Below are 12361 nucleotides of genomic sequence, written 5' to 3' on the forward strand. Positions count from 1 at the left end.
TCTCTTTGCCGCAGGTATCGTGCTCGCGGCCGCCATCCTGCTCTACGAAGTCTTCATGCGCTATTTCTTCAACAGCCCGACGATTTGGGTGCATGAGACGAGCGTCTTCCTGTGCGGCCTCGCCTTCGTCTTCGGCGGTCTCTACTGCACCTCCAGGAACAGCCATATCCGGGTTGTCCTGCTCTACGATATTTTCCCGCCCTGGCTGCGGCGCATCGCCGATATCGGCGTTTCGATCGTCTCGGCGATCGCCTCCGGCTTCTTTGCCTATGCCGCCTGGCACATGGTCATGCGCGCCGTTGTGACGCCCGCCGGCACAATCCGGCTGGAGACCACCGGTAGTGCCTGGAGCCCGCCGACCCCGGCCCTGATCAAGATCTTCGTCTTCATCGTCATGGTGCTCCTGGTGATTCAGTTTCTCATTCTCGCGGTCAATTACGCCCGCGGCTCCCACCGGTCCGCCAAATGAGCCATATCCTCGATCTGTCGTTCAATCTTCAGTCGCTTGGCATCGGCTGGGGAACACTGGTGATGTTCCTCATGCTGGTGACGCTGCTGCTCACCGGCATGCCGCTCGCCTTCGTGACGCTGCTCGTGGCGCTGATCTTCGCGCTCGGCTGGTTCGGACCCATGTCGATCCCGCTGATCACCAGCCGCGTCTATTCCTTCGTGATGAACTTCGTGTTCGTCTCGGTGCCGATGTTCGTCCTGATGGCGGCAATTCTCGACAGGTCCGGCATCGCCCGTGACCTGTTCGATGCCATGAAGCTCTTCGCCGGGCGCATCCGCGGCGGTGTCGCCATTCAAACCGTCTTCGTTTCGGTGATCCTGGCGGCGATGAGCGGTATCATCGGCGGCGAGATCGTTCTTCTCGGCATGATCGCTCTGCCCCAGATGCTGCGGCTCGGCTACGACCGCAATCTTTCGATCGGCATCGTCTGCGCGGGCGGCTCGCTCGGCACGATGATCCCGCCATCGATCGTTCTCATCATCTACGGCCTGACGGCGAACGTCTCGATCGGCGAACTCTTCACCGCCGCCTTCCTGCCCGGCTTCATGCTGGCGATGTTCTACGTCGCCTATATTCTCTTTCGTGCCTACGTCTCGACCGGCTATGTGCCGGCGCCCGAGACCGAGCCGATCCCGACCGCCGAAAAGATTCGGCTCCTCAAGGGACTCGCCCTGCCGATCCTCGTGGTCGTGATCGTCCTCGGCTCGATCTATGGCGGCATCGCCTCGGTCACCGAAGCCTCGGCCATCGGCGTCGGCGGCGTCGTCCTGTCGACCATCCTGCGCGGCGAATTCTCCTACACCCTGATGCGCGACGCGGCGATGCAGACGCTCGCCACCGTCGGCATGATCGTCTGGATCGGCATCGGCGCGACAGCCATCGTCGGGGTCTACAACCTGATGGGCGGCGTGAACTTCGTCTCGAGCCTGATCACCGGCGTCTCGGACAATCCGACCGTGATCATCCTGTTGATGATGGTCATTCTGTTCGTTCTCGGGGCATTTCTCGATTGGGTCGGGATCGCGCTTCTCACCATGCCGATCTTCGTGCCGATCGTGCGCGACCTCGGCATGGACCCGGTCTGGTTCGGCGTCCTGTTCTGCATGAACATGCAGATCTCGTTCCTGTCGCCTCCCTTCGGCCCCGCTGCCTTCTATCTGAAATCCGTCACGCCGCCGGAAATCTCGCTTGGCGACATCTTCAAGTCGCTGTTGCCGTTCATCTGTTTGCAGATCATCGCGGTCGGATTGCTCGTGGCATTTCCAGGTATCACCGGCCGATGATACCGATTTGGGCCGAGCCCCCGCCGAAATGCCCGTGCGGGTCTTGAGGGAAAGCCTGATCTTGAGGCATTCGCCAAATCTCCTGTGAAAGCTTTACTCGCCATACTCGGCGTCCGTGACCTTCTCCATCCAGGTGACGTTCTCGCCGTTGGCAAAATTGGTGATGGCGATGTGCGACATTCCCGTATCGGCCCATGCGCCATGCCAGTTGCTTTACGCGGGGAGGGGCCAGACGATGTCGCCGGGCTTGAGGTCATGTTTTGCGCCACCTTCCTCCTGCACCCACCCGGTGCCCGCGCAAAGCGCGCCAGGGGCGGATCAGCCGGCACCATGGTTGCGGTTTTCCAGTCCGCGTTGAAGCGACCTTGGGAGCGCAGAGGGGGACCGAAGCGGCCGCCGAGCGAGACGTCAAGGATCGAGCGAGGCGTGCTGTGGGAAACCGTATCGCCTTGGCGCTTCACTTGCCGCGCGCGCCCATCTTGTAGCTGAGCGCCTGACGGAAGATCTCACTGGCGAGGCTGCCCGGCGACATGAGGCCCATGGGATCGAGGATCGCCTTGATCTGTTCGACCATCGACACCTCGAGGGTTCGCGCGACTTTCAAGCCACCCTTGGCACGCGGATAGTCCGCAAGTGTCGTTCCGATCGTGCCCGACTGAACCGCCGCAACATAGGCTTTTACCGCCGGCGGTAGCAGGAGCTGAAGCGCCCGCCTTTCGCCGTAGGCCGCTACGGCTTGATCGTAATGTGCGTCGTGGCCCGTTGCCGGATAGGCGGCCGTTCCCTTGAGCTGGATGGTGTTGCCCGGTGAAACCTGTGAGCCGGACGCCTTGGAGGCGGGCTCTTGCTGGCCAGGCTTTTTCGCCGGCGCCGGCTTTGCCGCCGCAGGAGGGGCGATGGGGGCAGCTGGCGGCGAATTGTCCGCTGGCGTTTGTGCACGCTGGGGTTTTTTCGGTGGGGCGCTTTCAGTCTCGACAGGATTGTTCGCGAATTTGCCCAGGGGCGAAATCCGGCTGCGAACTTCGGCGTAATCCGGCATGTCGGGAGATGGTCGTTTGAAACCCATGGCCGTTACTCCGCCTGAAATCCGGCGAGGATTTCGTCCGTCAACGATCGCGACTCGGCCAACGCCACCTCGGAATGACTGGCCGCGATCCGCTTCGATGGCGTGTTCTGCAGGCGAGCGTGGTAGAGGTGAAGAAGGCCGAGGCCCTTGATGTCGGAATAAATCCGACGAGACGGCATCTTCATATCGAGGACGGGCACGACTTGCAGGGCCTCGAGATTTGCCTCTTCTCCCTTCGAGAGACGTCCCGTCGGGATGCGGTTGATCGACATGGCGACCGGCACGCTGCGGTTCGCGGTCTTCATGAATTCGACGACATAGCGCAGCGTTTGCAGTGCCTCGTCAATCTCGATGACGCTAAGACCGGTGGGGATGATGACCAGTGAGGCGTTCATCAAAACCGCCTGGTTGAGGTTCGAGCCGCCGCCACGCGTGTCCATCAAGCCGATGTCGCAGCCATCGGACTCGGCCTCGCCGTAACTGTCCTCAAATTCGTCGAGGTCGCGCGCGCCGTAGACGATGCAGTTGTCGTCCCAGGTTTGGAGTTCCCGGCCGTAATCTCGCCAGGCAGCGAGGGGCTCATTATCGTCCGCTTCGAAGCAGGCCACCTTGTGGCCCCGTTCCACGAGGACGGAGGCGACGGACATAAGTGTCGTGGACTTGCCGCTGCCGCCTTTGAAGGACGTGAACGCGATCAGCTTCATGTCTCGCCTTTCGATTCTCAGTGCCCAGCAAGGCGGCATCCAACGCCTGTCAGCCGACATATCGGCGCAATGGTAAGGAAACAAGACGATTCAGTGATGCACCGAGATGGCGAAAGGCCGGTCTGCCGACCCGACGACAAGCCGACGAGATAACACGCCGATATCCCGGTGCAGTGATGCAGCGATCTGGAGAGATGCCGACACGCCGACACGCCGACACGCCGACGCACCGATGTTTTTCTAGGTGACCATGGCCCTTGCCTGGCCGTGTTGACCGACTGCGGCAGTGGAGGCTCGAAGCGAAGGGGTTGAGGTAGGGCGAGGCAGGATATATGGAAAAGTGTAACTTTGCCATATTATAAGCCAACCCAGATCTCTTCGAGCCAGCCGATGTCCGAGGACGCCAAGCCCCAGCCGGCATGGACAAAGCGCCGAATGTCAGGCGGCGATTGGACCGACGAGGCTTCGAGCAGAACTCCCGAACCCGCCGACCGGACGATTCCGGTGAAGATGACGGCAAGCGAGTTGGCGGAATTTGATGCCACCATCGCCCCGCTCGGGCTCAAACGGAACCGCGCCTTGCGGATCGCGGCGCGCCGGATCGGTGGGTTTCTGGAAGCCGACCCAGAGACGCTTGCGGCCATCCGAGACATTCAGGCCCAGATCACCGGCATCGCGAGGAACGTGAACCAGATCGCGAAAGCGGCGAACCGGACCCACGACCCGGACTATCGCGCCTTCATGGAGGAGCGCCGCGAACTCGGTAAGGCGCTCGCGCGCCTTGAGCGGCATCTTCTCAAGATCACGATTACCGCCGCACGGCGGGACGATGGAAAGGCGCGCTTGTGCCGGGCGGCGTCCGAATGAGTGCTCGCGTCGTCGATCTGCTGGCGAACGGACGCGCGGCGCCGGCCTACGTGTCGGCGGTCGATGCCGTCATGGGCGAGGATTGGGGCGAGGTCGACTTCAAGGGCAAGGCGCGCGCGCAGATGCGCCAGTCCATCGCGGCGGCGCACGAGGTGGACATTGCGCCCGGCGGCGCGCCGATGTTGCCGACCGTTCCCGGCAGCAACGCCCAGGCCGTGGTGAAGATGGTTCGATCCGGCGGCGCCCGGAACGCGGCCGGATTGAAGGCGCAGATGGCCTATCTCGCGCGTCAGGGCGACGTCGAACTGCAACGCTCCGAGCGGTACATGGGGATCGAGCTCGATGCCGAGGAGGCAGAGACCATGGTCGATGCCTGGAACATGCCGGCGAACGGAGAGGGAAAGGCCGACCGCACGTCGCACTTCATCGTCAGCTTTCCGCAGGACACCAACCATGGCGCGGCCGACCGCGCGGGGCGCGCATGGGCCGAGGAGATGTTCGGCTCCGGCCAGTATGGCGGCGACAGCTTCGACTACTACACGGCGTTTCACACCGACCGCGACCATCCGCATACGCATGTCGTCGTGCATCGGCGCGGTCTGGAGAACGGAACGTGGCTCAAGGTCTCCAAGCGCAGCGAGTTCAATTATCACGCGATGCGCGATCTTGCCGTGAAGGTCGGGCAGGCCGAGGGGATCGATCTCGAGGCGACGCCACGCTTGGCGCGCGGCGTCCATGACCGCACCGTTCCCGATGCCGAGTACCGTCGTGCCGCCAAGGAGCGGCGTGCAGCGGTCGCGCCCAATCATACGGAGGTTTCCGCCATTCGCGCAGCGGCGGGGATCATTCACTACGCCCGACGCTTCGCGGCCGAGGCGCAGATGCTGGAACGAGAGGCGCCGGAGATGGCGCAGGCGCTGCGACATGCCGCAGCCATCATCGAGCATGGCAACGCCCTGTCCGAACGGCAGGGCGAACGGACGAAAATCGCGCGAAAGGAGATCGCCACCATGAGCCAGCAACTGGACCGGGCCCGTGCGGAGACACGATCGCGTTTCGATGAGATCGACAAGGGGATCGCCGATCTCCCTGATGCGGCCGAGCGCGTGCGTCTGATGCGGCAAGCGGCGGCCCTGAAAGCAGAGGCCGCGCCTTATATGCGTGACGCCAATTTGCGTGACTTCCAGCGTTCGGCAGAGCCCAACCGCTATCAGAGCTTCGAGGGCACCGACGCAAAGAGTTCGGCGATCAAGGCGGCGGCCGACAAGGAGGTGCGCAAGATTGCCGAGGCATACGGCCTCAACGGCGAGGCGGCTGTCGAACGGTATTCCGGCAGCCCGCCGTCGAAGGCGTTGGCCGACCAGTACGGCGCGGCCGAGGCGAAGGAGCGCGAGCTTCATCGCAGTCAGCGGGGCGATCGCGAAGAAACCGTCGAGCAGCGGGATCAGGCGTTGCACCGGATGCACACTGAGATCGCCGCAGTCTATCGTGACGCCCGCGATGAGGCCCGGGCTGGTGAAACACTCGAGGCCGAGGATCAGCCCGCCCCCGGCGAGCGCCAGGCCGTGGCCCGGCGCGTGGCGCGGAACGTCGTGGCCGAAGGCGACAAAGAGCCGATCGCTGCGGCGGCCGAGAAAGGTGGACAGAACACCGATCGTCAGGATGAGGAGCACGCCGACCAGCTGCGCAAGAACGCCGATCGCAAGGCGCGTGAGCGAGACGGTGGACGCGGGCTATAAGAGGGGCGAGCATGGGCAAAGCCGCTCGCGAGATCGTCACGCTGGCGCTGATCGGTTTGACCGTCGGGCTCATGCTGGGGGTGCTGGCCGCCGGCGGCTATACGACTTGGCGCGCCGGGGGTGACATTGCCACTGTCGGCTTCGGAGCGTTTTTCGAGCACGCGCCGTGGACCGTGGGCCGGTTCGGCGAGCCGTTCAGGACTGGCCTCGTCATCCTTGCAGCCGTCGCCGTTGCCGCTGCCGTGGCGGTTCCAGCTATCGGCTACAAGCCCAGGCGCACGAGCCATGGTTCGGCCGATTGGGCAAAGATCGACGAGCTTCGCAAGGCAGGGTTCACCGCCAGGATCGAGGACTTGCGCGGGCCGATCTACGGCAAGCTGGGCGCGCCTCGCTCGTCCGCCGCGTTCATCACCTCACACGACATCCCGCATAGCCTGATCGCCGCGCCGACCGGATCCGGTAAGGGTGTCGGGGTCGTGATCCCGACCTTGCTCACCTATCAGGGATCGGTGTTTTGCCTGGACGTGAAGGGTGAGAATTTCGAGCTGACCGCCCGTCGGCGCGTCGCGATGGGCGACCGGGTGTTCAAGTTCTCGCCCTATGATCCGCATGGACGAACGCATCGCTACAATCCGCTCGCCACCATCGCCGAAGTTCACCCGCGCCGCCGCTTCACCGAGGCCCGCCGGTTGGCCGCGTCCTTGGTTGTGGCTCATGGCAACGGACAAGGTTTTCTGGAAGGGGCGCGGGAGGTCTTCGCGGCGACGGCCTTGCTCGCCATCGAGCGCGGCAAACCCCGGATCAGCGCGATCTACGACGCGCTGGCCGAGCCGGGCGAGGCGTTCGAGCTCTTCCAGCGCCTTGCCCGCGAGGTACAGGCCGAGGAGGCGAAGAAGATCTTCAATCGCATGGCGGGTATGGAGTCGCGCATCCTCTCCTCCTATCTGTCGGTGCTCGCAGACGGCGGCCTCGGTCTATGGGCCGACCCGGCTGTCAGGGATGCCACCGACGAGTCGGATTTCGGGATCGAGGATTTGCGGCGTGATCCCACGTCGATCTTCGTCATCGTCTCCCCGAACGACCTTGTGCCGCTGGCGCCGCTCATTCGGCTGATGTTCCAACAGACCATCGCCATCTTGCAGCGGGCCGAGCCCGGCAAGGACGAGCCCTATCCGGTGCTGTTCCTCCTGGATGAGTTTGCCTCGCTTGGGCGCATGGAGGTTCTGCAGCAAGCGGTCACGACACTTCGCGGCTATGGCGGGCGCATCATGATCGTGGTGCAGACACTCGCCAGCATCCGCGACCAGCAGCTTTATGGTCGCGAGGGTGCGGCGGTGTTTCTCGCGAACTGCCGCTTGCAGCTCTTCATGTCGCCGGCAGACAACGACACACCGGAATATGTGTCGAGCGCCATCGGCGATTTTACCCGCGTCGCGAAGTCGAAGTCTTGGCGTTCGAACGAATTCACATCGTCCTATTCGGAGCGAGAGGAGGGGGCGCGGCTGATCCGGGCCGCCGAGCTGCGCCAACTTGGTACCGACAAGGTGGTGACACTGGTGCAGAATATGAAGCCGGTTCTGGCGCAGCGCGTGACTTACTACGAAGACAAGCAGCTCCGCCCTTTATTCGAGGGGCAGACCGGCCGCTTGCCCGAGCCACCGTCGCTCTATCCCGAGGACACCAACCCGTTTCTTGCAAGGCGCTTTGCGGATGAGGTTCGCAAGGCTCAGGCCGAGGCGGTCGAGCTCGATGTCGATACCGCCGATGGGATTGAGGACGAAGGGGTTGAGGCCGCCGCCGCCGAGAGCGATGCTGATGAGATGAAGGACCAGGTACTCGAGCCCGAGCCCGAGCCCGAGCCCGAGCCCGGGGCCGACGCCGAGAGCGAAGAGGCAAAGGGCGAGGCGGGCAAGCCCGGCGCCGAAGCGCCTGAGGCGATCGAGGACAACGAACCGGATAAACTAGAAGCACTGAGCGACATGCAGCGGAAACTGGACCAGCTTCTCACCGTGATCGACACCACGCGAGGCCGCTTGCGGCGTCACGGTGACCTTGATGATACAGCGCGGGAGGCCAAGAAGACTGAGGCCGAAACTCCTGCGGAGACACAAAGCCCCGCCGCCAACTGGACGATGAAATCGGTTGAGACGAGCGCTATTGACGACTTGCTGGTTCAGTTCCGCGATCGCGCCAGCTAGACCGCTTGACATCAGCAAAATAGTAGATACATTTTTCACTTGTACCTATTTTGGAATCTCTATGTCCATCATCAATCCGACGATCTCCTCTCGTGACTTCAATCGAGACGTCGGCCCGGCGAAGCGGGCTGCGATAAACGCGCCGGTGATCATCACCGAACACAAGCGTCCGGCATTCGTGTTGATGTCTTATGAGATTTACACGGAGATGGTGGGGCAACGCGCCGCTGCTCCTCGACTGAGTGCGGTCGATGCCCTGTCCTTTCCGCCGGCTGCGGCCATCGAGTTCGAGCCCGATAGCGACCGTCGCGCCATCAAGCCGCGTGCGCTCGATCTCGACTGATGGCTTACCTGCTCGATACCAACGTCGTTTCCGAGATCCGAAAAGGTCTCGGCTCTGACGCCACCGTTCTCGCCTACATGAGAGGCATCGATCACGATGAGACCCGCATCTCGGTGATCACCATCATGGAGATTGCACGCGGGATCGAGCTGATCGAAAGGCGCGGCGACATCCAACAGGCGGCGGTTCTCAGCGAGTGGTTCCAGCAACGCGTGCTTGGAAATTATGACAATGGCCAGATCCTACAGGTCACCACGCCGATCGCGGTGATTGCAGGCAAGTTTCAGGCGGCGAACGGTGTGAAAGACTACGACAGCTTGATCGCCGCCACTGCGAAGCACTACGGACTCATTCTGCTCACCCGGAATGTGAAGGACTTTGTGGAGTTCGACATCGAGCTGGAATGCCCGTGGCAGCCCATAAACCCCTGATGCTCCGAAGGGTCCGGTCGATAACGGACCTTGCCCTTCGTAAATGTCATGACCAGCTTTGAAAGCACGACGCGAACTATCGCGCGCTCAGCAAGCTCGTCGCTGCTTGGGTATGACTCGGTTTTGTAATCTTGATTGGATCGAGTGCCTGCGCTGCGGGCCGGTATACTTCAAGCACGCCGCGCTTGCCGCCTCGGCGGCCGACCTGAATGATGAGATCGACGGTGTGACGCGCATAGTCCAAGATATCCTGGCGCGTTTGATTCATTCCCGCCCGCATCACCATCATCGCCAGCCGTTCGAGCGCCAGGGCGGGACTGTCGGCGTGAATGGTGCTGATCGATCCCGGATGGCCAGTGTTGATCGCTTCAAGGAAGTTGAACGCCTCCTCGCCGCGGATTTCGCCCAGGATCAAACGATCCGGACGCATCCGCAGAGAGCTTTCGAGAAGGCGGGCGGGCGAGCGTTCCGAGCCGGGACGCCGATCGGCGATCAGCGGCACCGCGTTCGGGTGCGGCAAGTGCAGCTCCGGCGCGTCCTCGATCGTCACCATCCGTTCGGCCTGGTCGCTTAAGGCGAGCATGGCGCGGGCAAGCGTCGTCTTTCCCGACGACGTGCCGCCCGATACGAGAATGTTGAGACGGTCGTCTATCGCCTTTTGCAGCAGCTCTTGCAGCCTGCCCCTCTCGGCAAGCTGCGCCAGTGCGGTCAGCTTGGCCTGCCGCTCACCTTCCACATCGACCTGATGGCCGACGAGGAAGTCGACTTCCGTCACGGCCAGAACCCGGGAGATGTATTTGCGGATGGAGACCGACACGCCGTCTTCGATGGCTGGCGGCACGATCACCTGCACACGCATCGACTGGCCGAACACCTGCACGCGGCCCGACACGATCGGGTGGTTCGGGCCGAGCTGGTTTCTCGACTCGCCGGCGAGATGCGAGCCGAGCGTCTTGAGCCGTGCGGCGGGAATTTCCCCGTCCCAAAGCCGCATGTGCGGCTCAGAGGCGTACTCCACCCAAATGCGCCTGTCAGGGTTCACCACCACCTCGTTGACCTCTTCTGAGATCAACAGGGAGCGAAGGGGGAGGAGCCCTTGTTCGGCGTGGCTGCTCGGAGCACCGCCCATCAGAAGACGAGATCGCGGTTGACCATGACCGAAATCGCCGTGCCCTGGTCGATGTAGATCACCGGACCGAGCGACAGATAGTCCGCCATGACGCTCTGCGTGGCTTTTTCCAGATCGCCGGTGAGATCGTCGGCCGCATCGCTCACCGTCCCGCTGGATCCTTCGCTGGACCCGTCTTTGACGATGAATTGCGGGCCGAGGGTGATGAGGGAGATCAACGCGGCCGCGCCGAAGCGTTCACGAAAGCGCGTATCGACGTGGCCGGACTGACCCGACATGCCCAGCCGGTCGGCGCCATAGCCGCCAAGCTCGACACTGACACCCTTCGGCGTCACTGCCCGATTCCATGCGATTTGCGCCCGGTTCTGCGCAATCGACACGTCGGAATTGTAGGTGCCGATCAGACGGGAGCCGCGTGGCAAAAGGACGTTGTCGCCGTCATAGGAATAGACGTCGTGCGAGACGACGGCGCGGATGATGCCGGGCAACTCCGTCGAAACCGCCGTTTCTAGGACGGCAGCAAGCGACGTGCCCTGCACGATCGTCCGCGCCGGATTGGCGATTGTCGTGGCGCGCACCGTGTCGTAGCTCTGCGTCGAGGCGGATCGCATGAACTCTTCATTGCTCGAAAGCTCGCGATCGCCTCCTTTCACCGAGGAAGAGCCAGCGGTCTTCGCGCCGCCGTCCAGCACGAGCGCATCCGACTGGACCTGCTCATGCGCGATCGCTTCGCGCCGCGCGCGTTCTTCCTCGAGCCGCGCCCGAGCGGCCGCCTGCTCCTCGCTCAGCTTGTCGGCGGCCGCCGCTTCGCGCGCGGCCCGCAAGCGGCGCTCATACTCGGCTTCTTGCGCTTTTCGCTCCCGTTCGAACTGGTCACGGAGAGCTCGTGCCTGTTCATCCAGCAGGGAGCGGATCTTGTCGACCTGATTGCCGCTTTGCGAGCGCATCTCTTCGAGCTGCCGTTCCAGGGCGGCAATCTTCGACCGATACTCGCTGTCATCGGCTGCCGGACGCGCCGGCTCCGGGCGCATCGGTGGATCGACATCAACCGGCGTATCCACGTCATCGGGCACCGTGATCTCCGTCGAGATACCGCTGTCCGTGCGCGACGTTTCCTGCATCGTCTCGCTGGTCGAGGTGCGTCCGCCCAAGAGCGAGCGCACCTGATCCGGAGCCAGGACGAGGGCGGCGATGGCGAGGAAGGCGACGCCCATGATCGCGCCGATGACGATCCGCGAGCCTTTCCCCTTCGGCTTGGTTTCAAACGCCCGGCGGCGCTCAGCGGCGAGGCGTTCGCGATCGACGGTGTTGTCATCGGCCATCAGCGGTCTTTCCCGCGCAAGAAGCCGGACCGCGACGCGCCGCCACTGTGGCGGGCAACAGAGCCGTGGGCGATGGGAATAATCTTGTCGCCGAGGCGCAGCGTCCAACGCTTCGAGGTGCGCGAGACGACGAACCCGTCACGGGTTTGAGTGACGTTGACGATGGCTTCCTGGCCGCCGGCATTGGCCGCAAACACCGCCGGACGCGGGCTGTCCGGCGCGAAGCGGAAATAGGTGCTGCGGCCGTCGTCGTAGACCTGCACCGGCACGATGCTGCGGGCCGTGCCCGAGTAATAGTAGTCGAAGTCCTTTGGCCGCGCCGCGCGCTCTTGTTGCGACCGCCGCCGCGCGGCCTCCTCGTCGGGATAGGTGAAGTCGATCCGATAGCTGAGGTTCGGATCTCCGACCCGGCCGCGCTTGGCGCGCAGCTCGAACGTGTAGACACGCCGATCCGTGTAGACCGTCATGTTGGTATAGGCGTTCTCAATGAGCGGCTTCACCGACAAGACGTCGCCGCGCGAGAGCCGCACGATCTGCCAGGACGCGCTATCGCCGACCTGCACCGATTCCACGTTCTCGCCGGCGCCAAATTGCAGCGAGGTGATGAATTTCATGTACACGTCGAGCCGGTACACCTGATGTTCGTTGTAGGTGTAATGGCGAATGCGCGGATCGGCCGCGTAGGGCCGGGGTTTGACTTCCGCTTGCGCCGCCGCCACCGAAGCGCCGAGCGCCAGCGCACCGAGAGTCATCTGACGAAGTTTCATG

Annotated in this window: 12 protein-coding genes; 7 read left to right on the top strand and 5 right to left on the bottom strand. The window is 63.2% G+C overall.

Annotation, left to right across the window (positions count from 1 at the left end; all coding sequences use genetic code 11):
• Positions 1 to 469, top strand: a 469-nt coding sequence (locus tag GTK09_RS20080) for a TRAP transporter small permease subunit (protein ID WP_163465222.1), incomplete at its 5' end; no start/stop codon positions are given.
• A complete protein-coding gene (locus GTK09_RS20085; protein WP_163465223.1) occupies positions 466 to 1794 on the top strand; it encodes a TRAP transporter large permease in 1329 nt (442 codons plus the stop codon). The genes GTK09_RS20080 and GTK09_RS20085, both read left to right, overlap by 4 nt.
• A gap of 457 nt (positions 1795 to 2251) precedes the next feature.
• On the opposite strand, the gene GTK09_RS20090 is transcribed toward GTK09_RS20085, so the two are convergent.
• Positions 2252 to 2860 carry a VirC2 family conjugal transfer protein gene (locus tag GTK09_RS20090; RefSeq protein ID WP_163465224.1) on the bottom strand — a complete coding sequence of 203 codons (609 nt, stop codon included), beginning with the start codon at positions 2858 to 2860 and terminating at the stop codon, positions 2252 to 2254.
• Between the two features lie 5 nt (positions 2861 to 2865).
• A complete protein-coding gene (locus tag GTK09_RS20095; protein WP_083591604.1) occupies positions 2866 to 3564 on the bottom strand; it encodes a nucleotide-binding protein in 699 nt (232 codons plus the stop codon).
• A gap of 390 nt (positions 3565 to 3954) precedes the next feature.
• Here GTK09_RS20095 and GTK09_RS20100 point away from each other — a divergent pair, with 390 nt between their 5' ends.
• From GTK09_RS20100 to GTK09_RS20120, 5 genes are all read left to right on the top strand, one after another.
• A complete protein-coding gene (locus GTK09_RS20100; protein WP_203561129.1) occupies positions 3955 to 4431 on the top strand; it encodes a DNA mobilization endonuclease VirD1/MobC family subunit in 477 nt (158 codons plus the stop codon).
• A complete protein-coding gene (locus GTK09_RS20105) occupies positions 4428 to 6170 on the top strand; it encodes a relaxase/mobilization nuclease domain-containing protein (RefSeq protein WP_163465225.1) in 1743 nt (580 codons plus the stop codon). Before GTK09_RS20100 ends, GTK09_RS20105 begins: the two co-directional genes overlap by 4 nt.
• A gap of 11 nt (positions 6171 to 6181) precedes the next feature.
• Positions 6182 to 8368 (top strand): type IV secretion system ATPase VirD4, encoded by a 2187-nt coding sequence (gene virD4 / locus GTK09_RS20110; RefSeq protein WP_163465226.1) that lies wholly within the window; start codon positions 6182 to 6184, stop codon positions 8366 to 8368.
• A gap of 61 nt (positions 8369 to 8429) precedes the next feature.
• The gene (locus GTK09_RS20115; protein WP_083591600.1) at positions 8430 to 8711 is read left to right on the top strand and encodes a type II toxin-antitoxin system Phd/YefM family antitoxin; all 282 of its coding nucleotides are present in this window, start codon (positions 8430 to 8432) and stop codon (positions 8709 to 8711) included.
• On the top strand, positions 8711 to 9142 hold the full coding sequence (locus tag GTK09_RS20120; protein ID WP_083591599.1) for a type II toxin-antitoxin system VapC family toxin: 432 nt from the start codon (positions 8711 to 8713) through the stop codon (positions 9140 to 9142). The genes GTK09_RS20115 and GTK09_RS20120 overlap by 1 nt, the downstream gene beginning before the upstream one ends.
• Before the next feature lie 76 nt (positions 9143 to 9218).
• Here the strand turns inward: GTK09_RS20120 and virB11 are convergent, their stop codons facing one another.
• From virB11 to GTK09_RS20135, 3 genes are all read right to left on the bottom strand, one after another.
• Positions 9219 to 10271, bottom strand: coding sequence for a P-type DNA transfer ATPase VirB11 (gene virB11 / locus GTK09_RS20125; RefSeq protein ID WP_083591598.1), 1053 nt, complete (start codon positions 10269 to 10271; stop codon positions 9219 to 9221).
• Complete coding sequence (locus tag GTK09_RS20130) at positions 10271 to 11392, bottom strand: TraB/TrbI/VirB10 family type IV secretion system protein (protein WP_163465227.1); 1122 nt, start codon at positions 11390 to 11392, stop codon at positions 10271 to 10273. Before GTK09_RS20130 ends, virB11 begins: the two co-directional genes overlap by 1 nt.
• A gap of 200 nt (positions 11393 to 11592) precedes the next feature.
• The gene (locus tag GTK09_RS20135) at positions 11593 to 12360 is read right to left on the bottom strand and encodes a TrbG/VirB9 family P-type conjugative transfer protein (protein ID WP_163465228.1); all 768 of its coding nucleotides are present in this window, start codon (positions 12358 to 12360) and stop codon (positions 11593 to 11595) included.
• Position 12361: the final 1 nt, after the last annotated feature.

The organism is Jiella pacifica (assembly GCF_010500815.1).
GTDB lineage: Bacteria > Pseudomonadota > Alphaproteobacteria > Rhizobiales > Rhizobiaceae > Jiella > Jiella pacifica.